Genomic DNA, 22,776 nt, shown 5'->3' with positions numbered 1-22,776 from the left:
AAATTAACGCCCCCTTTATTCAAATATTAATTATTCCCCAGATTTTTCTGCATCTTTTGCAGACTCTTTAGCGCCAGAGACTACTTCTACAAACTCAGCATCAGATGACATCCCACCGACAGTATTACTGTTTTTACCGTCTAAAATTGCGTCAGCAACACAACGAACATAAATATCAACAGCTCGCATGGAGTCATCGTTACCAGGAATAACATAATCAATGTTATCAGGGCTATTGTTAGTATCCACAACCCCAATAACAGGTATTTTTAATCGACGTGCTTCTTCAACAGCGATGTGTTCAAAACCAACGTCAACAACGAATAGAGCATCAGGCAATCCGCCCATGTTCTCGATTCCTCCTAAACCACGTTCCAGTTTTTCCAGTTCGCGGGTAAGCATTAATGCTTCTTTTTTAATCATGTCGTTAAACAGTCCTTTTTCTTTCATTTCTTTTAATTCCTTTAATCGGAATATAGATTGACGGACTGTTTTGTAATTGGTCAACATACCACCTAACCAACGATGGTCTACATAAGGCATACCACAACGTTTCGCATGTTCACGAATACTTTCTTGTGCAGCCCTTTTAGTACCAACAAATAATATTTTTGCTTTATTAGAAGCCAGACGACCAACGTAATTCACTACGTCATTCAGCATAGGCATTGTTTTTTCGAGGTTTATAATATGGATTTTATTTCTTGATCCAAATATATATTCGCCCATTTTTGGATTCCAAAAGCGGGTTCTGTGTCCAAAATGAGCTCCTGCTTCGAGCAATTCACGCATACTTACATTCATATTTAATCTCCAGGGTTAAGCCTCCACGCTTCCCATACGAAACCCACAAGGGACCCTATCGTATGTGACGAAACGTGTGTGTATTTAAAGCGCGATATTTATAACATATTAGAGTAAATTCAGCAATCAAATTAAACTCTAACACTATATTTAACAATATCTGTTGATTTATACTGTCCAAATCGATCAATAAAGATGGGAAGTGCAAGTCCTGAAGGATGCTATGCTCTCGGCTATATGAGTTTAACTAAAAATAAGAGGAAATAAATAATGAATAAGAAATCGGTCTGGTTATCTGCAGTTGCATTAAGCTTAATGATAGGTCAGGCAAGCTTTGCAACCACTGAGCCCAGCAAATCAAGACCTTGCACCTGTCACCATAATTCACCAAGATTATCGGAAAAACTTAACTTAACCGCTGAACAAAAAACTAAAATTAAAGCAATTAGGGCACAAACGTATAAGCAATTAAAAGCCGATGAAGAACAACTGAAAGCACTTAAACTTCAAATGAATGCCTTAGCCAATAATGATAAGGTAGATGAAGCCAAGTTAAATAGCTTGATCGACCAAAGAAATAAAATTAAAGGGGACATGTTAAAAAAAGAAGTGATGATGCAAAATCAAATTTATAATACGTTAACAGCCCAACAAAAAGCTCAATATAAAGAATTAAAAACAAAACCGACTGCAAAAACCAATAGCTGAGACTCAATTGATGAGTTAAAGATAAACCGCAATCAGCAAGCCTATTGCGGTTTATTTATTCACTCCATTCTAAAATCACACTGCTTGACATGTTTTAGCATGCCCCCTAGAATCACTATATATTTATCACCAGGGGTGCTGAACCTTAAATAAAGTTCGGCTGAGAAAAACCCTTAGTACCTGATCTGGATAATACCTGCGAAGGAAGAGTGAATTATGTTTTTTATTAAGCCTAGTGCGTCTTTTTTTAAACAAAAACAAAATCCCCCATTTTGGTCTGATATACTCTATGCCAACAGATCTAATTTAAAACAGATCTATAAGCACCCTTTCAATCAGCAATTATTTAAAGGAACACTGTCTCCTGTAATCTTTGGGCGTTATTTACGAGATGACTATTATTATTTGCATGAATTTTCATCGGTATTACAAACACTCTCCCAAAAATCAATAAAATTACATCCCGATTTGGCGAGTCATTTAGACTATTTGGGAAAAGACATCATTAGCAACGAATTAAGCATGCAACAACAATATCAAGAACACTTAAAGAATATCACTGCTATCATCCCTGGCTATACCATCTCTTCTTACACTGCTTATTTATCAAAAACTGCCTTGCATTCCGAATTACCCGTAGCACTTAGCGCAGTGCTGCCTTGCTTTTGGATTTATTATCAATTGGGAATGAAGCTTAAAAATGCTGCCTTATTAAATAAAAACTGCTATGAAAGCTGGATAGAGGCATACTCAAGTCCGGAATTTATTGCAGCAACACAACATTTAGCTACAACGGTAACAAGCATTGCTGAACAATCAACTCCTGAAATACAAATAAAAATGAAAGCGGCTTTTAGAATTGCCGTGCAATTTGAATTAGATTTTTTTGACGAGGTCTGTGTCCAGGAAAATAATATTAAATTGATAGCCTGACTGACAAAAGGATTTGCTCTGCCTCATTTTTTAGTAAGCCATGCCTATTTCGTCATTGCGAGCATTGGCGAAGCAATCCAGAACGATGCTTCGTTGAAAATCCGAACCGGATTGTCTCACTTTGTTCGCAATGACGACTGTTGTGCTGGTCGAGCCCCGACTCAAGTATGATATTTAAACCACACTGGCATTACTTTATTTAAATAGACCATAAATTTCCATAACCCAACCTGAGACTCAACACTTCCAAAAGGATCCGTTTTTACTTCAGGATAAGCGATGCCTAATCCAAAAAGACCTGGACCAATGATACCCACGTGGGAATTATGTTTCGTGTCTTCATAATCGCCAATAACAATATTTTGGCGTTTCTCAAAGCCTACTGCATAAATCACTTTATTACACTCAGGTAAATAACGTGAAATATTGGGCTGACTTGTGTTGTAACGAACTAAATTGGCAGGCAAGACACCATCTATATTTTCTCTGGCCCAAGCCGCAGTTTCCCCTTTAAGACCAGTATTATCAAAGAGTATCCAATCCCCCATGTCTATAGCATAACGACATGGAGATCGGTAAAAATTAATTATTTTTTTCACACCTAATTCCACAAGATAACGCACAATTATAATTGCAGAGTGAGATGAACCAAAAACAGCATAAGTCTCATTTTTATTCGCTATATTGGCCAGCTTTTCTTTATCTATTGCGAAATCAAAAGGAATAACTTCAACGCCAGGATAATTAAGAGATGAAGGGGAAGCACCGGTGGCCAAAAGAACATTTCGTGCCTTAAATGTGTGCGAATCAGAACATAAAGTCCAGGTGCGCTCAGACAAATGCATGGTAGTAATGGTTGTTCTTTGCACTTCTACTTTTTGGATTAGCTGATCTGAAACCCATTGCAAAGGCTCAACAACATATTTCAAAGTGCAAGTATCCCCTGGCGTTAATTCGTTTAACTGAAAATTTGCCGCAACATTTTTATAAGAAAAAGAAGGAGAAGCCAGCAAGAAATCATTAAAAAGTTTTACTTTGGTATTACTCGATACATTGGTCCAAAATTGACCAAGATCGCCCACCTTGAAATAGGGATCAATCCATAAAATAGCATCAGGGGAAATACCATTATCTAATAACCTGCCTAGCGCTGCGATTCCAGCTGGTCCAGCACCTACAATGGCCCATTGAAATGTTTTATTATTTATTTGATTCAACTTGTGCTTCCTTTTTAAGGCCTAATAAAATAGCAATCCAGTTCTTTAACTTTATAAAAAATAAAGGTTAAACTCAAACCATTTGAAATTCAAATTCGGAATGAGTTTAACCTGAATATATCATTTAAAATCAATTCAAAATACTTAGTAACAGCTTTGTTGTAACCAACAGCCTCCGTACGAATTGCATACACGTATTGTTTGACATCTATAACCATAATAATACGGAGCACCAATAACAACTCCACCGCCGTACCAGCCACCACCGTGCCAACCACCATCATGATACCAGCCGCCACCATGCCAGCCGCCGCCATGCCAACCACCGCCATGCCAACCGCCACCATGCCAACCGCCATAAGCACCAGCAGATGCACTAACCAAGACACATAAAGCAAGTACGAGGGTGCGCATCACACTTCCTTTCGCATAAGTATTCATGATTAGCCCTCACTATAAATTTTTATCCCTAACTTAATAATTATAGTTCATTTGGATCTACTCAAGACCTTTAAGGTCAAAATAAAGCCAACTATTTAAATCTTCCACTTCACTAAAATTCACGCTATATTCACCATTTTTTAGCAAATCAGCTTTTAATTAACTGAAAAAATCCCCAGGCTCCTCCACTCTCTTTGTAATTAATTTTTTATTAGATATAAGGAAATATAGTGTTCGAAAAAAATAAAAGTGATTTACATTGCCATCTAAATGGTAGTTTTAGTCTTCAATTTTTAGAAAAAACCGCAAAAAAACATGATTGTCTTGAAATATATCATCAATTTTTAAAGCTTAGACAAGAATATCTCGAGCAAACCGAAAATCAACCAGAATCAGGCTATTCTCAGGAGCTACTCAATAAAGCCTGGAAGTTATTTGGGCTAATTCATAAAATCATTCAGGATGTTGAGGATATTACTCTAGGGACTATTGATGTTGCGATAAACTCAGGTGCCAGATATATAGAAATACGGACAACCCCTAAAGAAATTGGAGGGAAATCATTAAATGCTTATATAGATGCCTTTGAAGCAGGCTTAAGTGAAATTAAAAAGGATAAGGAAATAAAAAAAGAAGTGTATGGACTTTTAAGTCTTGATCGGACAATTCATCAGGTCTCTGATGCTCAACATTTTATTGAGCGTGTATTAAAAAGCCCTAATAAAGTTTTGGTAGGTCTTGATATTTGCGGTAACCCTGAAGGAAACAGGACTTTATCTGGGGAGCATTTAGCTAAGGTAATTACCTTGGCACTGGAAAATCAGATTAGTATTGCTATTCACATGGGAGAAACCGATACTGACATTGAAAAACAAGATACTGATGCCGTATTAAATGCATTAGAATTGTGGAAAAACAAACAGTCCCCTCAAGAAAAAAATCCTTTTTTGGGAAAAGTACGACTAGGACATTGCATCTTCTTGACTCAGGAGCAAAAGGAAAAAATTCGCAGCCTTGGTCTTCCTGTTGAAGTTTGCCCCACATGTCATAAAAAGCTTAATTGGCATCTGGAAAGTAAAGAACATCCTGTTGCTTCTATTTATGATGATGTAAGTGGAAATCTTGTTGTAGGAACAGATGATGACGTAATCTTTGGGAGTCCTATAAAAAGTGAGTATAAAGAATTTATGCGTTTTTTCAAAAACATCTCTGCGATGCCGAAAGAGCAATTAAAAATTCACCAAGCTGAATTCCGCTTTGGAGGAATGACACACTAATAGCAAGAGTAGGCTGGGCTGTTAAGCCCAGCAGATTCTATCAACCAGCTCAAGTTTAGGCATTTTAATACGCTCAGTATAAGCCTATTACTCATTCAAGGGGACATGCTGGAATAAATCTAATTCAGCTCCATTTCGACGCTTGTGATATTCAAGGAAGATTGCTGGGCTTAACAGCCCAGCCTACACTTATTTCTAATACGAATCACCTCTCAGACTGAGGCCTGACTTACGATAAACTGGCTATAATAAATTGTTAATAGGGAACACGGATACCATAAGTTATCTTTGTACCCTCTTCATTTAAAACAAAATTTTTCCCCATCATAGTTTGCAGTAAGATATTGGGAGTTGGGGTGAGCTTGTCTGGCCAATTAAAAAGCATAATCGTTAAAATATTACGATGCTCCCCTTTATCAAGATCAAATGAATTTTTTTTATCCGGAATCATCCGATAGGCCCTATTGTAAACCGTACTTAAATAAGATTTAATTATATTAACCGTATTTAAATCACTGTTCTTAACTAACATAAGACAAACACCTACTTCCACAATCACATCATTCTCAGTGCGCGCTATTATTTCGCTGATATGGGTTTTAAAATAGGTAGTAATCCACTCAAACGAGTCAGAGCTAAGTCTGCTTTGATAAAAACGGCTAGCACTAATAATGAAATGAGTCATCCCATAAATTTTTGCTGAATACTCTAAATCAGTGAGATTGGCATCTTCTGAATCTGGAAATACCATTTTAAATTGGTTGGTATAGGGTTCCCTTAAATCAACAATTCCTAATTGATATAAGTAATAAACATAATTAACCAGCTGTGCGCCATAAATCTTAATGTTTTCTTCATCAAGAAGATAATTTTTAAGATCATTTTCTTTTGTTTTTAAAAAATTAATCATCGTAAGAGTATCTGGAAATAAAGGAGAGTCTTCCAAATGATAGGAATATATTTTATTTATCAAAATCAGTAAGTTAAGATAATAAGCGATGCGGGGGAACTTTAAACTTTTTCTTATTCTGTCTTTTGTTTTATCCGTATCAAGCTCTGTAAACGTCAATAATCTTTTATTCTCATTTTCTATCATTGCGTCGTTCTTTAGATTATCCAGGAGATATCTGTACCTATCACCGAGTAAATATAAATAACTTATAATCGGGTTAAGATACTCTTCATTACCAGTTAAAGCATACATTCTAATGGTAAAATGTTCTTGTTTAACAATAGGTAAGGTATACATTTTAGATTGGTAGTTTTTTAAAATCCTGTCCCCAATACTTGCATAACATGTTGAATTTAAGAAACATAAAATAATAATTAAATAATACATAGAAGCTCTAATAATCCCTTTGAGAGTTGGGTGGTAATTTAACAACCAATAATTAACGCAACATTAAGAGGCCATGTGAAAAATGGACGTAACAGAATGAACAATTGAATTTAAACCAGCGTATGGCATCTGCAACTTGATGATTTTAAACAACATATCGCTAATCCTGAAAATGTCTTGAAATAAATAAACAATAAACAAATAATTTATTCATTATACATCAAGTTTTTCTATGATGCCTATTTATAAATCATATTAAGCCCAGCAGATTCTCGCAGCCAGCTCAACTTTAGGCATTTTAATACGCTATTACCCATTCAAAATTTCTTGACTAAAGAGGAGGTGCTGGAATAAATCTAATTCGACTCTATCTCGACGCTTGTGATATTCAAGGAAGGTTACTGGGCTTAACAGCCCAGGCTACACTTGCTTCTAAAACGAACGACCTCTCAGACTGAAGCCTGACTTACGATAAACTGGCTAGAAATGGAGACCGAATTTTTGCATTGTTTAAGTGGCAGGAGGAGCCAAATGATTCACTTCCTCTACTTCCACTACCTCTTCATCTTCATCTTCGTGATCCACTTCAGGGAGACTTTCTAGAGTAGGTTGGTATTTGGGTTTAAAAAATACTTCTTTAGGATATTTTTCATTTATCAAGAGAGCAAGCTTTTCTGGTGTCATGTCATACTTCTACATCATCATCATGAATGCGGATTGTATCTAAATTAACTGGCAACTAGCAACTGCTTTATTCTCTTCCACCTCGTTTATCATATCAGTAAAAATAATTGAGTCGATGGATTCAATGGAATAATCATCTGCTTCAATATTGGATGGATTGATTGCAATGTCACTATCTCCGGTAAGCAGATTAATTTGAACAGATAAAGTCTCTTCATCAGAAGCAACCACAGGCGCCGTAAGACGAAACGTCACAGGAATTTTTTTCGCGATTTCCTTAGCAAATTTGATAAGATAATCACACATATCAACAGACCCTGGGAAAAACTCACGCCCTCCAGCAATAACTATAATTACCCCCGTCTCATCCAAAGATGATTGCTCTATAAACTGAGCCGCTAATAACTTTAAATCGTTTTGAACTTGTTTTAGATTAAAAAAATGAATCAACATAGCGGAAGAATCAAATGGATTAATTATTCCAAAAGCCACACAGGTCCTCAACCCATCAGTCCGAACATATTGATGTTCATCGGAAGCTTTAATCATAACTCCACGACTCGTTAATACTTGGTAAGTCTTTGATTTAACCTCTAGTGCTGAAGGTAAATCGTCGGCAAGAAAAAAATGATACATCTATACTCCCCACAAATAAGTTATCTTTGTACCCTCTTCATTTAGAACAAAATGTTGCCCTATTAGCCTTTTAAGAGTTTACAGTGAATATAATGTAACAAATAATAATTAATGTATTATTAAGAGATCACAAAGAGGGATTATAGCTGAATGAATAATTGAATTAACTAACGCTAGAATAGGCTCCTCTTAAGTCAAAATAAATAAGCAAGAGCCTAAGCCAGAATAACCTATAATCCTAATAACCCTTTTAAAATTTGATTACCTAATAAGGTCGCCTTGCCTTTAGCTTGGTTAGTTAAAACCACTACGCCAAGTTTTTTGGATGGTGAAAAACCAATAAACGTGCTAAACCCTATGTTGCCACCATTCTTGGTAATGAGCAATCCTTGGCCATGTCTGACACGCTGCCACCCTAAACCCATAACAAATCCGGGTTTAACAACAAAGTAAGGTTGTTGAGCCAATTCCATTGCAGATAGTAATTGCGGTGAAGCTTGCGCCACTTTAATCCCTAAATTCGCTTTCATAAACTTCAGTAAATCTGCTGCGGAGGAGCGCAAAGCGCCACCTCCCAAAAAATTGGCGGGAACATAACGAGGAGCAAGATTATGATTAGGGCGATAACCTTGCGCCTGAAGTGCCCACCTGTCTTGAGGTAATGTAAAATAGGTGTTATTCATTCCTAAAGGTTGGGTAATATTTTCACTGAGTAAGCGAGCTAATGGTTCACCTGTCGCTTTTACTAAAACAAAACCTAATAGTCCAAAACTGATATTGGAATATTTATATTGACTGCCAATAGGCACTTGAGGCTGCCAGGTTTTTAAGCGATTAAAAAAGGCCTTAATATTTCCTTTGCCAACTCCAAATTGTTCCATTTGTCGTGGGAAACTTGCCGTATGAGTTGCCAGATTGACAACCTGTACTTTATTAATTGGTAAACCTTGGGTATTTGCCAGTTTAGGAATGTACTTCACTATCGGATCATTCAGACTCAACTTGCCTGCCTGTACTTCAATCGCCAATAAAGTAGTAACAAAAATTTTGGTGATGGAGGCTAATTCGAAAATAGTGTTTTCAGTAATCGGGGTGGTTTTATTCTGATCTGCAAACCCATAATTAAAATAATAATCTTGGCCATTATAATAAATTGCAATCGCTGCCCCGGGAATTTGTTTATCAGAAATAAAAGGTTTAGCAGTTTTGGCCATCAATTGACTAACGGCATCATCGCCAGCGGCCTGAACAGACGGCGATAAAAAAATGGTTAATAAAATAACCAAAGAACCAATGGATTTAAGGGAACGCTTTAATATCATAATAAGTCTCTTCCTTAATACTTAAAATGGGAACTGTGGATAGGGTCAAGCCCCATAAATTAAGTCATTGTTTTTCCCCTCAGGCGGGAATCCATTCCTGTTTTAGTACAAAAATGGATCATCACCTATGCGGGGATGACATATATTCATGTAACTTGTTTGTAGTTAAACAACAAAAATTATTAGCTTGACACCTATAGCGCTCAGCCCAATCTACACCTACTTCTCTTATACAGAAAACCTGTATCGTCAGTATAGCATGCCTACATCATATGTATTTTTTTTATGCCGTGGCAAGATAGTCTTTGCCAAATTGCTCTAAATAGTCGTTATAATTACCCAAGTAATTCTGTACCCCATATTGTTCCGTTAACACTAAAACACGCGTTGAAATATGATCAATAAAATAACGATTATGGCTAACAAATAATACCGCCCCAGGAAATTGCTGTATGGCTTCTATTAAAGCATCAATAGATTCAAGATCCAAATGGTTCGTAGGCTCATCGAAGATGAGTACATTATGCTTCTCTAAAATCAATTTGGCCATAATCAGGCGAGCAGACTCTCCCCCGCTTAACATAGCAATCTTTTTATCTACATCAGTGCCTCGAAAGAGAGCCTGACCTAATACTTTCCTGATTTCTTGAGCTGGCGCGGCTATATTATCTTCCATCCATTCCCATACTGTTTGTTCAGGAACTAGTTGAGTTCGATAATCCTGAGCAAAATAACCAACACTTACGGTATCACTCCATTCGAAAGTCCCAAGATCCGACTGTAGCTCATTTAATAAGATTTTTAGTAAGGTTGATTTTCCGATACCATTGGGTCCAATAATGGCGCATTTATCACTGCGCTGTATGGTAAATGAGACATCATTTAACAATACTCGCTCATCAAACCGTTTATGGAGGCTCTCTACTTTAATAACTGATTTCCCCGAAGGTTTTTTCTGATGAAAATTGAAATAGGGTTTAAAAATATTGGACTCTTTAATTTCAACCAGCTCTATGCGGTCAATCATTTTTTGCCGCGAAGCGGCCTGGCTGGCTTTGCTTGCCTTTGCGCCAAAACGGTCAACAAATCCTTGCAACGCTTCAATTCTTTTTTCTTGATTTTTCAACTCACTTTGCTTTAGACGTAAACGCTCTTCTTTGGCAAAACAAAATTTGTCATAGTTTCCAGGATAATCAAGTACTGTATCATAATCAATATCGAGAATATTCGTGGATATATTATTAAGAAAGCTGCGATCATGAGATATAAAAATCAATAATCCTTTGAACGATGATTTCAGAAATTCCTCCAACCAGGCTATGGATAAAATATCCAAATGGTTAGTTGGTTCATCCAGTAACATAATGTCGGGCTGTTGGTAAAGTACTTGAGCGAGTAAAACGCGTAATTTATACCCCCCTGATAAGGCGCTAAGAGGACCATAGTGGAATTTTTCAGCGATACCAAGACCAAGTAATAAATTTTTTGCCACAGCTTCGGCTTCATAACCGCCCTGATTCATTACAATTTCTTCTAATTCACTCAGACGATAACCATCTTCTTCAGTGAAGTGTTCTTTAGAATACAATTGATCTTTTTCAATCAAGGCATCCCATAAAACATTATTCCCTCGAATCACAACATCGATGAGACGGTCTTCTTCATAACGAAAATGATCTTGTTTTAAAATGCCTATTTTAAGATCCTTGGCTTTTTCAACGCTACCATTTGAAGCTTGTTCTTCACCTGCTAATATCTTCAGAAAAGTAGATTTACCTGTACCATTTGCACCGACAACGCCATAACGCTGCGTGGGCAACAATATTAAGTCCACATTTTGGAACAATGATTTAGGTCCAAACTGCATACTTATACTTCTTACATCTAACATTTACCCAGCCTCATTTAATGAACCAGAATTAACTCAATAATTAACCAAAAAGATTAAATTAAATTCATTTCGTGCTTATTGTTGTGCAAGTTTAACACTATTTAGATCAATTAGCACGATAATTGAGGGGGAATGTTCATAACACGAAAAATAAAATCAAACACCGTAACACTCATGTTTTTAATTGTTTAGAACAAACCCTACGCCCCGCGGCCGCGGGGCGTAGGTAGCGATAGGAAAATTGTTCATCGTCTAAAGGTGACGCGCCCTCAGAACACTGGCCATGTTGGATGGATAAAATGAATCAGATGCTGTCTGTTCTTGTAATAGGCTATATTTATAATTAACCAAAGAAGGGTGTTTGACGTTCCCTTTTTAAAGTCTTAGAAAAGGAGTTTTAGCGATGAAAAAATCAATGATTACCAAATCTTCATTGAGCCTGCTATTGTTCTTGGAATATTCCATCCCTGCAATAGCAGGGACTCCGCAGCTGAATCTTGATTGCAAATCAACCTCTTCACCCAATATGATTATTTCTGGATATCCGCGCGGTGAAGGTTATGATTTAAAGATAAAAATGGAAAATGCCACTCTTAGTTATATTGATAAATGCAAGGATCCCAATTGTTCAAATCATGAAAAACAAGGTAACCTTTTTGTAGTTGAGGCCTTAAATAAAAAAGTGTTTACCCTATATTTTGTAGTGAACGTTGATGGAGTTGGAGATGTTTTTATGGGACAATTTTATGCTCTCCCAGATTCGGTAAAATACACCCAAACACCCCATGGCTATCGCGCTCAATACAAAGCAATATATGATGGGGCAGATCCACGCAGTAAATCCGACCCCAAAGCATATTTGAGCCACCCTATCGAATTAAGTTGTTCCCAACAAGAAGAGCTTTAGCAGTATAATTCTAATCGAGGTAAAAATAATGAATCGTGATATAAGGACTTACAAACGCCCTATCGGTCTATAAGCCCAACCATCCACTACACATTCATAAAGAATGAGTGGTTTCTTCGTACGTTATCCAACACTGAATGAAGATTCATCAGAATAGTCATTTTCTTCCTCAGGAGCTAGTGCCTCCAAAAACGCGGATGGAACTGTATATTTTTTATTCCCAAGAAGTTTCAAGAGAATAGCTTTTTCTCCTTCATCATAATCCTCAATTGCTTTTTTATATGCAACATTACAAAAGAGTTTTTTCTGCCTAGAACTGTTTTCTTTAAAATAAGTAGGGAACAGATCAAGTAAAATACGAGTCTTAACAAAAGATTTGTCCTTAAGACAAGACATGAAAATATCACAATCATCCTCATCAACATAATCAAACAAATGGGCAAAATCAATATGTCCTTGTTTCTTTATTAGAATCATTATTGTCTTGAAATCTTTATCAGAAAGAACAGAGACGGCACTATGAAGGAAGGTCCTGTCAGCTCGGTCATGGACGAATATATTAGCCTGTTTTTTTATCAAGAGTTGCATAATTTTTAAAAACGGCGTTGTGGAATCTGATGCTGCAGCATAGCCTTCTAAAGCAAAAAATAAAGCACAATTTCCTGAATGATTCTGTTGCTGGTCAATATTAGCATTTAGTCCAATCAACAGTTCTACGTTTTCTAATTGCCCAAGGTAACAAGCCAGCATCAGTGGAGTAAACGCATCAGCCACATCAAAGCCTAAAACAGCTTTAGTTGAGTTTGATTTTAAAAAAGGCAGATTAACACTCTCAGCATCGGGTAGTTCTTCTTTACCTGAAATGATTTTACCTTCCAGTATGGCCTTACCCATGCTGGTTACATATAAATTGCAGTTTTTCCTCAGTTTAAATAAATTCGAACTGAAGGGCGTTTTGATTAACTGATATAGCACTGAATGTTCTTCATATAATTCAGCTGCAGATTGCCATCCATCACACGGATTAAGGAAATAATAAAGCTTCGAAGCACGCTCGTCATATGTATTGTAATTGACAAGCAATTGTTGCCCTTTACTTATCTCCTTGGTTGTTTTGACTTTTACTACTTTATGACCGTTAAATATTCCTTCAACAAACTCCACATTGTCCTGACTGTCAGAGAAATTGATATAACGAGTAAAATTACCTTTTTTAGCAGCATCAATGACTCTCCCACCAATACTCATTGCATAACTGTTATCAGTCCCAATATGGGTTGCTAAGTACTCGTTAAATTCCTGTTGAGAAGAATAAACCTCACCTGTATAAACACCAATACAAGTGCCTGCGGGTATATCTTGTTCTGCAAATAAACCTCGGCCCCCATGCTTACTCAGCAAATTCACTGATTTAACAGAAACCCATCCTGACTTATCTAAATCTGAAGGAATATAATCTTTTGTCTCCATATTATCGATGCCAAGCTCTCGCACTATTCTCGCCCAATTAGTCACGCTGTCATTTTTTGATACCTTTCTTACTTTAGGCAAAGAAAAAAATGACTGGGGCACAATGACTGATTTCTTTCTTCCTTGCGTTTTTTTAAATTTAACTGAGGAAGTCGCTTTAGATGAAACGGTTTTTACCGTATTCTGCAGTGCTTTCTTTATAGGAAAGTTGGTTTCGTAATCTTTCAAGAAAGCAGGGGCTTTACGTGTTCTTATCGGTTTGGTCCGTTCGCTTTGTTTGGGCATAGTTAATTCCAAGAGTAAAAAATTGCAACATTATACATTGTGATGCAATTGTTTACAATAAGGGTATTTTGCTATCATTTATTGATTAAGTTCAGAGCTGTATTAAACTTTGGTACAGGAGTCTATTTTTCAACTCAATTAAAAATAAAATCTATCGCTCGACCACTATTTTCTTCAAGAATCAAGTTTTGAAATCATTAATTGAAGACTGTTGCTCAACTATTGCATGTGCTAACATTATTAAATGTCCCAGTATCAATGTTTATTTAGTGAGCTAGTGCTTAGATAATCAACTGGTTGAATTAAATTTTACAATGAACAATGGGCGCGTTTCTAAGTTTTAATTTTTTATTTTTGGATATAGATAATGGCCGTTACAATTAAAATAGCTGATGAAATAGAAAAAATGCGTGTTGCTGGCCGACTTGCAGGTGAAGTGCTTGAAATGATTGGACCTTATGTTCAAGAGGGAGTAAGCACTGATGAGCTAAATACTATTTGTCATGATTATATTGTTAATGTGCAAAAAGCCATTCCTGCCCCCTTGAATTATAACGGATTTCCTAAATCGATTTGTACCTCTATAAATCATGTAGTCTGTCATGGAATACCCGGAAAAAAGACTTTAAAAAATGGCGACATCATCAATATTGATGTAACCGTTATTAAAGATGAATACCATGGCGATAGCAGTAAAATGTTTATTGTCGGCACCCCTTCCGTTAAGGCCAAACATGTCGTGCAAATTGCTCATGATTGTTTGTTTATCGGAATCGATATGGTCAAACCAGGCGCTTTGTTAGGTGACATAGGTTATGCCATTCAGCAACACGCTGAAAAAAATCGTTGTTCTGTAGTGCGCGATTATTGCGGTCACGGTATTGGTCGCGTATTTCATGAAGATCCCCAAGTATTGCATTATGGCGTACCCGGAACAGGAATGAGTCTGGTACCCGGAATGACTTTTACCATTGAGCCCATGGTTAACATTGGTAAGCATCAAACACGCTTGTTACCTGATAATTGGACTGTAGTGACTAAAGATCATAGCCTCTCAGCTCAGTGGGAACATACCCTCCTCGTCACTGATACTGGTGTTGAAATTTTAACTCTGCGCAATGAAGAACGATAATCATAGCCTTAAAAATACCATTAAACAGTTCAAGGAAGAACTGTGCGCTGAGTTCACTCAAAAAGCTAATATCAGTACCATTACTCGTAAATTAGCTGTCTTTATTGACTCTATTTTAATTAATTTATTTGTTAACAACAAACTCGATCTGGGTGATCATTTTTGCTTACTTGCTCTGGGAAGCTATGGTCGTAGAGAATTGCAACTTCATTCTGATATTGATTTATTACTAATTCATACAGATAAAGTCTCTAAAACACAGTTGCATCGGGCACAAACATTTATTCAGGATTGTTGGGATGTAGGCCTGGAGGTAAGTCATCAAATAACTAATGTGCAATCCTGTGCTGAACTGGCAGCTCAGGATTTAAGTGTTATCTCCAGTATTATGGATATGTATTTATTATGTGGTCGCGGTGCTTTAATGGAGGAATTAATCTATCAAACGCACCCTCTTCACATGTGGCCAAGCCATGAGTATTTTTTCGCCAAACAAAAAGAACAGAAAAACCGTTATGCCAAATACGGGGAAACTGCTTATAACCTCGAACCGAATGTTAAATATGGACCTGGTGGATTACGTGATTTACAAGTATTACTCAGTATCAGTAAACGCCACTTTAATGTAAAAAAATTAGCAGATGGAATAAGCTATGGATTTATTACTGATAAAGAATATGAAGAACTGACCTATTGCCAACATTTCCTCTGGAGAGTTCGTTTTGCCTTGCATATGCTTGCAGAAAAACCGGAAGAACGTTTGTCCTTTGACTATCAAGTGAAGCTGGCTCAGGTTTTTGGTTATACAGATGGCCCCCACTCCTTAGCCATAGAACAATTTATGAAGGACTATTTTAAAGTCATTAAACGCAATAGAGAGCTCAATGAAATGCTCTTACAATGGTTTGATGAAACCATTGTTCATCATCAAAAACAAAAACTAACTCATCTGGATAACGAATTCCAATTATCAAATAACTATATCGAAGTCCGCAATATGCGGGTATTTAATCAGCATCCTCAAGCACTACTGAAGCTGTTTTTGTGGCTAGCAAAACGTCCAGATATTGCGGGAGTCAGAGCGAGTACCATCCGCTTAATTCGAGAGTCTTTATATTTAATAAGCAGACGCCTTAAAGCATCACCTGAAATCAAAGAAACGTTTATCAATATTCTGAAAACCGGTCATGACCCTTACGAAGCACTGCAAAGAATGAACCGCTATGGAGTTTTAGCCCATTATCTTGATTGCTTTGCGACAGTAACGGGACAAATGCAATATGATTTATTTCATGTTTATACCGTGGATCAACATACTTTATTTGTAATCCGTAATATATCTCGATTCAAACAAGAACAATATGCCAGACAATTCCCGCTATGCGCCAAAGTAATGGCGACTTTGGCAAAACCTGAAATTTTATATTTAAGTGCTTTGTTTCATGATATTGCAAAAGGTCGAGGAGGCGATCATTCAGAACTAGGCGCCATTGAAGCCCAACAATTTGCTCAACATCACCATTTGGACGAAGAAGATACCGAATTATTAATTTGGCTTGTTCGCCATCACCTGTTAATGTCGCAGACAGCCCAGCGACAAGATATTTATGATCCAAAAACCATAGAACATTTTTGCCAGTTATTACCCCACCCCGGATATCTGGATTACCTCTACTTGCTCACTGTGGCTGATATTTGTGGTACTAATCCTGCGCTGTGGAATGCCTGGAAAGACTCTCTTCTCAAAGAATTATATCGTGCTACAAAACACATGTTCCATAAAGAACAAGAATTGATGGATGAAACAGCACTCATTGCTGCTCGAAAACAATATGCTTTAAGTATCATGATTTCAGAAGGTATTTCGCCAGAAACCATTCAACAATTGTGGGATAAATTTAAAGGAAAATATTTTCTTCATGAATCACCAGAGGTCATCGCAAGACATAGTAAAGCGATTCTTATGGCAAAGCAATTTCCTTTAGTGATGATTATGCCTCATCACAGTCAAGGTGGAACTGAAGTGTTTATTTATATGCCTCATCGTGACGAGCGGTTTACCATAACTACTTCTGTTCTAAGTAATCATCATGTAACGATTCAAGAAGCAGCAATCATTACCTGTGATAACCAGTTTGATTTGGACACTTACATCATTCTGGATGAGCAAAACCAGGCCTTTTTCGATGAGCAAAGATCCACTGCAATCCAACAGGATTTGTGTCTTCATTTGGCCGATAAAGATCATTTACCTCCCGTTACACGAAAAAGACTATCAAGAGCTTTAGCGCATTTTAATGTTAAAACGCAAATCACTTACAATGAAGATAATCTCAATCATCACACCCGTTTGTTTTTGGTGGCTAATGACAGGCCTGGATTATTAGCAACAATAAGTAGTGTATTTCTTACCTTAGCCATTCATTTGCATAACGCAAAAATTGCAACGGCTGGAGAGCGAGCTGAAGATATGTTCTATATTACCAATAAAAACGGGCAACCGCTTGACGCGGAAGAAAAAGAAATCCTCCACCAAAAGCTGGTCGAAGCGCTTTCAAGTACTCGTTAGTTACCCCACCACACCGCCATCCCGAACGCGGTGAGGGATCTCCAGACGCGGGCACAGTGTTTATGTCAGCAGATCTCTCGCTGAAGCTCGAGATGACGTGGTATCGTCTCATTAGAAATCGGTACTGGGTTGCTTTATTTCGTTAGCAATGGCTTTTTCCGCTCTTAATCCCTGCAGCAGCCGAAGCACGCCACTTACTTAAGATTTTGTAGCCTGGATAAGGCAGCGTAATCGAGGATTTCAACACGCTAAGCCAGGACATTCCCGTATTAACTGCGCTAATCGAGCGCTACGATTTTCTCTTCCTAATGGTCAACTGCCCTCAACGGCACTTCTTAAAAAAATCAGCCAATAATTGAGAGCACTCTTGCTGCATCACTCCCTCATCAATAATTACCTTATGATTTAAAGGATACCCCTGCAGCACATTAAATACTGATCCCGCTGCTCCCGTTTTAAAATCTCTGGTAGCAAATACCAGGCGTTTGATACGGGCATGAACTATAAGTCCAGCACACATAACGCAGGGTTCAAGAGTAACATAAAGAGTGGTGTCTAATAGTCTATGATTTTTTAGTGTTTGTGATGCCTGCCTGATTGCATTGATCTCAGCATGAGCCGAAGGATCGTGACGGTTCTCAAGTGTATTCCTACCAAGACCTAACAACTCGTTGCTCTTGCTCACCAATACTGCGCCAACAGGCACTTCGCCTTCAGATTGGGCAAGAAGCGCCTGCTGATAGGCTTGTTGCATCCAATATTTATCACTCATTCCCATTCAATGGTAGCGGGTGGCTTACCCGAAATATCATAAGTCACACGCGACACGCCTTCGACTTCATTAATAATTCGGTTGGATACCGTTGCCAGAAAATCCCATGGCAAGTGCGACCAATGAGCCGTCATAAAATCAATTGTTTCTACCGCACGCAGACAAATAACGTAATCATAACGACGGCCATCCCCCATCACGCCAACACTTTTAACGGGTAAGAATACGGCAAATGCCTGGCTTACTTTATGATAAAGTTCTGCTGCATGGAGCTCCTCTATAAAAATAGCATCTGCTTTGCGCAAAATATCCGCATATTCCTTTTTAACTTCAGCTAAGATTCGAACCCCTAAACCGGGCCCAGGAAAAGGATGCCTATAAACCATACTATGAGGTAATCCCAATTCAAGACCAACTTTTCTCACTTCGTCTTTAAATAACTCGCGTACCGGCTCCAATAATTTTAATTTCATTTTCTCTGGTAAACCACCCACATTATGGTGTGATTTAATCACTACGGAAGCGCCGTGAGTACTCGTTGCTGCAGATTCGATCACATCAGGATAAATTGTTCCTTGAGCCAGCCAGCTCACCCCTGAAATTTTGTGTGCTTCATGATCAAATACTTCAATGAAAGTTCGCCCAATAATCTTTCTTTTTTCTTCGGGGCAGGTAACGCCCTTAAGCGCATTTAAAAACTGCTCTTCAGCATTTACTGCAATGATATGAATACCCATATGCTGACCAAACATAGTCATCACCTGTTCCGCCTCATTTAAACGAAGCAAACCAGTATCTACAAAGACACAAACTAATTGTTCGCCTATAGCTTTATGCAATAATGCAGCAACAACCGAGGAATCCACCCCCCCTGATAATCCAAGTAAAACTTTGTCTTTGCCTACTTGTTTTCTTATCTTACTAATCGCTTCATCAATAATATGGTCAGGGGTCCAACTCGTGGACGCTTTACAAATATCTACGACAAATCGACGTAAAATATGGAGTCCTTGTATCGTATGGGTGACTTCCGGATGAAATTGTAAGCCATACATCTGTCGGCTCTCATCAGCCATTCCAGCAATAGGGGCATTACGTGTTTCACTAATAATGCTAAAACCCGGAGGTAATTGAGTCACTTTGTCGCCATGACTCATCCAGACATCTAGTAAAGCATGTCCCTCTGATGATCGCCTATCTTCGAGTTCAACAAAAAGCTTATTATTTCCCAGTAATTTCAACTCGGCATAACCAAACTCTCGGACCAAAGAGGATTGAACTTCTCCGCCCAATTGTACCGCCATAGTTTGCATGCCATAGCAAATACCTAATATTGGTAGTCCAGCGTTAAACAACCATTGTGGTGCCCGAGGGTTAGCCTCATGAGTTACTGTTGCAGGCCCTCCTGACAAAATCACCCCACAAGGATGAAGCGATTCGAATTGATCACGCTCCAGGTTATAGGAGTGAATTTCACAATAAACTCCCATTTCTCGAACACGTCTGGCGATGAGTTGAGTGTATTGGGAACCAAAATCAAGGATGAGTAAGGGGCGTTCTTTTAAATCATTCATTATTAATTATCCACTTGATAATTAGGTGCCTGCTTGGTAATACTTACATCATGTACATGTGATTCCCTGATACCCGCATTAGTAACTTGCACAAATTCTGTTTTTGTATGTAATTCTTCAATAGTAGCACACCCGGTATACCCCATACAGGAACGCAAACCGCCTAACAATTGATGAACAATCGTTTGCACTGGACCTTTATAAGGCACGCGCCCTTCTATTCCTTCAGGAACCAGTTTTTCAGCCCCCTGAGAAATATCCTGGAAATATCGGTCACTTGAGCCTTGAGCTAGAGACATTGCCCCAATAGAACCCATACCTCTGTAACTTTTATAAGTACGTCCTTGGTATAATTCAATTTCACCAGGAGACTCTTCCGTTCCTGCGAACATGCCGCCAAGCATTACTGTATCAGCGCCTGCAGCCAGAGCTTTACATACGTCGCCTGAAAAACGAATACCACCATCAGCAATAACTGGAATTTTTCCTTTAAGTTCCGCAGCGACGTTAGCGATAGCACTGATTTGAGGAACCCCTACTCCAGTTACTATCCGAGTAGTACAAATTGAACCAGGACCTATGCCTACTTTAACCGCGTCAGCGCCAGCGGCATATAAGTCACGAGCAGCTGCTGCGGTAGCAATATTTCCACCGATTACCTGAACGTCAGGAAAATGTTTCTTAATCCATTTCACCCGATTTAAAACCCCTTGAGAATGGCCATGAGCAGTATCGACAACAATAACATCAACTCCGGCTTCCACTAAGGCTGCAACACGTTCATCAGTGCCTTCACCGACGCCTACAGCAGCCCCAACACGTAATTGTTCAGCTCCATCTTTACAGGCATAAGGATTATCCTTTGCTTTTTGGATGTCTTTTACGGTAATTAAGCCACGCAACTGAAAAGAATCATTAACCACGAGTAATTTTTCAATGCGGTGTTTATGCAACAAACTGCGAACCTCTTCTCTGCTGGCGCCTTCCTTCACAGTAACTAACCTGTCTTTAGGAGTCATTACTTCGCCAACGGTTAAAGACATATTCGTTTCAAAACGAATATCACGACTGGTTACTATGCCAACCAAGTTCTCCCCATCAACTACGGGTACGCCAGAAAAATTATAGCGGGTCATCACCTCAAGTAAATTCTGAACGGTAACATCTGGTGTTACCGCAATAGGATCTTTTACCATGCCACTTTCAAACTTTTTAACTCGTCTAACTTCTTCAGCCTGATCAATAATACTCATATTTTTATGAATAATTCCTATACCACCCTCCTGGGCTAAGGAAATGGCCAGTCGTGCTTCAGTAACAGTATCCATAGCGGCTGATAGCAAAGGCATATTCAGGTTTATTGTACGCGTTAATTTAGTTTGTAGTGAGACGTCTTTAGGGAGAATAAGCGAGTGGGCAGGTACAAGTAACACATCATCAAAGGTCAATGACTGCTGTACAATATTAAGAGACATTTTTATCTGACTCCAGTAGTTAAATTAACCGAATAGTTTACTACAAACATAAGAAAAGTTAAACATTTAAATCATAAATATTACACATTATTAGCAATTAGAAAGTTTAATTCTAATTGAAGCTCTTGACAGCTTGAATTAGTTATTCAATAGCGTGTAAACTGTTGTTTAAATATTGTGTTGAATCGAAGAATAGGAAGGGTTCAGCGTTGGCTAAAATAATTGTGATTACATCAGGTAAAGGCGGAGTAGGAAAAACTACTTCTTCGGCGGCTATTTCTTCAGGTCTTGCTTTGCTAGGCCATAAGACTGTGGTTATAGATTTTGATATCGGTTTAAGAAACCTGGATATCATTATGGGGTGCGAAAGACGCGTTGTTTATGACTTTGTAAATGTCATAAACGGCGAGGCGAGCCTTAACCAAGCCCTTATTAAAGATAAACGTGTTCCCAATCTTTACATACTCCCTGCATCGCAAACGCGTGATAAAGATGCACTGACTATTGAAGGGGTTGAAAAAACGCTTAATGATTTGGCAAAAGATTTTGATTTTATCATTTGTGATTCGCCAGCAGGAATTGAGACTGGCGCACTAATGGCAATGTATTTTGCCGATCATGCGATCGTGGTGACTAATCCTGAAGTGTCATCTGTTCGCGATTCAGATCGAATTTTAGGAATACTTGCAAGCAAAACCAAAAGGGCCATCGATAATGCCCCCCCAATTCAAGAGCACCTGTTATTAACACGTTATGATCCTGAGCGGGTTGAGCGCGGTGAAATGCTCTCGGTAAATGATGTTAAAGAAATTTTAGCTATTCCATTAATTGGTGTTATTCCAGAATCAAAATCAGTTCTAAGAGCTTCAAATACTGGTACTCCGGTAATTCTTGATGAAGGAAGCGATGCTGGTATTGCCTATCAGGATGCTATTGCTCGTTTTCTTGGTGAAGAAAGACCAATGCGTTTTATTACGGGTGAACGTAAAGGAATATTGCGTCGCTTATTCGGTAAAAATAAGGAGGAAGTGGCAATATGAGTATATTTAATTACTTACGTAGAAGAAATTCTACTGCGTCAGTTGCCAAAGAGCGTTTACAAATTATTATTTCTCATGAACGCTCCCAGCGTAATACGCCGGATTATTTACCTAAACTGCAAGAAGAAATTCTGGCAGTTATAGCAAAATACGTGCATATCACTCGTGATCAAGTAAGCGTCAATCTCGAGCGCTCAGGAGACAGTGCTGTATTAGAGCTAAATATTACGATGCCTGATGATGCTTTAGAGGAAGCATAAAAAAATAATACTTAATTTGGCAGCTATCAAATTATTGATA

20 protein-coding genes and 1 riboswitch are annotated in these 22,776 nt (G+C 38.1%); of the genes, 8 read left to right on the top strand and 12 right to left on the bottom strand.

What is annotated here, in order from left to right; translation table 11 throughout:
* Positions 1 to 30: 30 nt before the first annotated feature.
* The gene (rpsB, locus tag LOX96_RS06380) at positions 31 to 804 is read right to left on the bottom strand and encodes a 30S ribosomal protein S2 (RefSeq protein ID WP_250421626.1); all 774 of its coding nucleotides are present in this window, start codon (positions 802 to 804) and stop codon (positions 31 to 33) included.
* A gap of 270 nt (positions 805 to 1,074) precedes the next feature.
* Here rpsB and LOX96_RS06375 point away from each other — a divergent pair, with 270 nt between their 5' ends.
* Both LOX96_RS06375 and LOX96_RS06370 read left to right on the top strand, forming a co-directional pair.
* Positions 1,075 to 1,512 (top strand): Spy/CpxP family protein refolding chaperone, encoded by a 438-nt coding sequence (locus LOX96_RS06375; RefSeq protein WP_250421625.1) that lies wholly within the window; start codon positions 1,075 to 1,077, stop codon positions 1,510 to 1,512.
* A 121-nt stretch (positions 1,513 to 1,633) separates the two neighbouring features.
* Positions 1,634 to 1,737: riboswitch (TPP riboswitch) on the top strand.
* A complete protein-coding gene (locus LOX96_RS06370) occupies positions 1,729 to 2,445 on the top strand; it encodes a TenA family protein (RefSeq protein WP_250421624.1) in 717 nt (238 codons plus the stop codon). Its footprint overlaps the riboswitch before it by 9 nt.
* 161 nt (positions 2,446 to 2,606) lie before the next feature.
* On the opposite strand, the gene LOX96_RS06365 is transcribed toward LOX96_RS06370, so the two are convergent.
* Together LOX96_RS06365 and LOX96_RS06360 are read right to left on the bottom strand one after the other, a co-directional pair.
* Positions 2,607 to 3,653, bottom strand: coding sequence for an FAD-dependent oxidoreductase (locus LOX96_RS06365; protein ID WP_250421686.1), 1,047 nt, complete (start codon positions 3,651 to 3,653; stop codon positions 2,607 to 2,609).
* Between the two features lie 153 nt (positions 3,654 to 3,806).
* Positions 3,807 to 4,103 (bottom strand): hypothetical protein, encoded by a 297-nt coding sequence (locus tag LOX96_RS06360; protein WP_250421689.1) that lies wholly within the window; start codon positions 4,101 to 4,103, stop codon positions 3,807 to 3,809.
* 230 nt (positions 4,104 to 4,333) lie between these two features.
* On the opposite strand from LOX96_RS06360, the gene LOX96_RS06355 reads away from it, so the two are divergent.
* On the top strand, positions 4,334 to 5,380 hold the full coding sequence (locus LOX96_RS06355) for an amidohydrolase family protein (RefSeq protein WP_250421623.1): 1,047 nt from the start codon (positions 4,334 to 4,336) through the stop codon (positions 5,378 to 5,380).
* Between the two features lie 256 nt (positions 5,381 to 5,636).
* Here LOX96_RS06355 and LOX96_RS06350 read toward each other — a convergent pair whose 3' ends face one another.
* The 5 genes from LOX96_RS06350 to LOX96_RS06330 form a co-directional block, all read right to left on the bottom strand.
* The gene (locus LOX96_RS06350; protein WP_250421622.1) at positions 5,637 to 6,719 is read right to left on the bottom strand and encodes a DUF3541 domain-containing protein; all 1,083 of its coding nucleotides are present in this window, start codon (positions 6,717 to 6,719) and stop codon (positions 5,637 to 5,639) included.
* 510 nt (positions 6,720 to 7,229) lie between these two features.
* Positions 7,230 to 7,403: a hypothetical protein gene (locus tag LOX96_RS06345; RefSeq protein ID WP_250421621.1), complete on the bottom strand. Its 174-nt coding sequence runs from the start codon at positions 7,401 to 7,403 to the stop codon at positions 7,230 to 7,232.
* Positions 7,404 to 7,442: 39 nt separating this feature from the next.
* Positions 7,443 to 8,039, bottom strand: a complete 597-nt coding sequence (locus LOX96_RS06340) for a hypothetical protein (protein WP_250421620.1) — start codon at positions 8,037 to 8,039, stop codon at positions 7,443 to 7,445.
* Between the two features lie 230 nt (positions 8,040 to 8,269).
* The gene (locus tag LOX96_RS06335; protein WP_250421619.1) at positions 8,270 to 9,361 is read right to left on the bottom strand and encodes a serine hydrolase; all 1,092 of its coding nucleotides are present in this window, start codon (positions 9,359 to 9,361) and stop codon (positions 8,270 to 8,272) included.
* A 283-nt stretch (positions 9,362 to 9,644) separates the two neighbouring features.
* On the bottom strand, positions 9,645 to 11,252 hold the full coding sequence (locus LOX96_RS06330) for an ABC-F family ATP-binding cassette domain-containing protein (protein WP_250421618.1): 1,608 nt from the start codon (positions 11,250 to 11,252) through the stop codon (positions 9,645 to 9,647).
* Positions 11,253 to 11,655: 403 nt separating this feature from the next.
* On the opposite strand from LOX96_RS06330, the gene LOX96_RS06325 reads away from it, so the two are divergent.
* Positions 11,656 to 12,159 (top strand): hypothetical protein, encoded by a 504-nt coding sequence (locus LOX96_RS06325; protein ID WP_250421617.1) that lies wholly within the window; start codon positions 11,656 to 11,658, stop codon positions 12,157 to 12,159.
* A gap of 123 nt (positions 12,160 to 12,282) precedes the next feature.
* On the opposite strand, the gene ankI is transcribed toward LOX96_RS06325, so the two are convergent.
* Positions 12,283 to 13,914 (bottom strand): Dot/Icm T4SS effector AnkI/LegAS4, encoded by a 1,632-nt coding sequence (gene ankI / locus LOX96_RS06320; RefSeq protein ID WP_250421615.1) that lies wholly within the window; start codon positions 13,912 to 13,914, stop codon positions 12,283 to 12,285.
* A 367-nt stretch (positions 13,915 to 14,281) separates the two neighbouring features.
* Here ankI and map point away from each other — a divergent pair, with 367 nt between their 5' ends.
* Positions 14,282 to 15,046, top strand: a complete 765-nt coding sequence (map, locus tag LOX96_RS06315; RefSeq protein ID WP_250421614.1) for a type I methionyl aminopeptidase — start codon at positions 14,282 to 14,284, stop codon at positions 15,044 to 15,046.
* A complete protein-coding gene (gene glnD / locus LOX96_RS06310) occupies positions 15,033 to 17,615 on the top strand; it encodes a [protein-PII] uridylyltransferase (protein WP_250421613.1) in 2,583 nt (860 codons plus the stop codon). Before map ends, glnD begins: the two co-directional genes overlap by 14 nt.
* Positions 17,616 to 17,937: 322 nt before the next feature.
* Here glnD and tadA read toward each other — a convergent pair whose 3' ends face one another.
* From tadA to guaB, 3 genes are read right to left on the bottom strand one after another with little or no spacing between them, the layout of a single operon-like run.
* Positions 17,938 to 18,387, bottom strand: a complete 450-nt coding sequence (gene tadA, locus LOX96_RS06305; RefSeq protein WP_250421612.1) for a tRNA adenosine(34) deaminase TadA — start codon at positions 18,385 to 18,387, stop codon at positions 17,938 to 17,940.
* On the bottom strand, positions 18,384 to 19,961 hold the full coding sequence (gene guaA / locus LOX96_RS06300) for a glutamine-hydrolyzing GMP synthase (RefSeq protein WP_250421611.1): 1,578 nt from the start codon (positions 19,959 to 19,961) through the stop codon (positions 18,384 to 18,386). The genes tadA and guaA overlap by 4 nt, the downstream gene beginning before the upstream one ends.
* Before the next feature lie 2 nt (positions 19,962 to 19,963).
* Complete coding sequence (guaB, locus tag LOX96_RS06295; RefSeq protein ID WP_250421610.1) at positions 19,964 to 21,436, bottom strand: IMP dehydrogenase; 1,473 nt, start codon at positions 21,434 to 21,436, stop codon at positions 19,964 to 19,966.
* Positions 21,437 to 21,645: 209 nt separating this feature from the next.
* Between guaB and minD the strand changes: the two genes are divergently transcribed.
* Positions 21,646 to 22,476 (top strand): septum site-determining protein MinD, encoded by an 831-nt coding sequence (minD, locus tag LOX96_RS06290; protein WP_250421609.1) that lies wholly within the window; start codon positions 21,646 to 21,648, stop codon positions 22,474 to 22,476.
* Entirely contained in the window at positions 22,473 to 22,736 is a 264-nt protein-coding gene (gene minE / locus LOX96_RS06285) for a cell division topological specificity factor MinE (RefSeq protein ID WP_250421608.1), read from the top strand. Before minD ends, minE begins: the two co-directional genes overlap by 4 nt.
* The last annotated feature ends 40 nt before the right edge of the window (positions 22,737 to 22,776 follow it).

It is taken from the genome of Legionella maioricensis (assembly GCF_023618015.1).
In the GTDB taxonomy this organism is placed as follows: Bacteria; Pseudomonadota; Gammaproteobacteria; order Legionellales; family Legionellaceae; genus Legionella; species Legionella maioricensis.
This window is presented reverse-complemented; position numbering and strand designations above follow the sequence as displayed.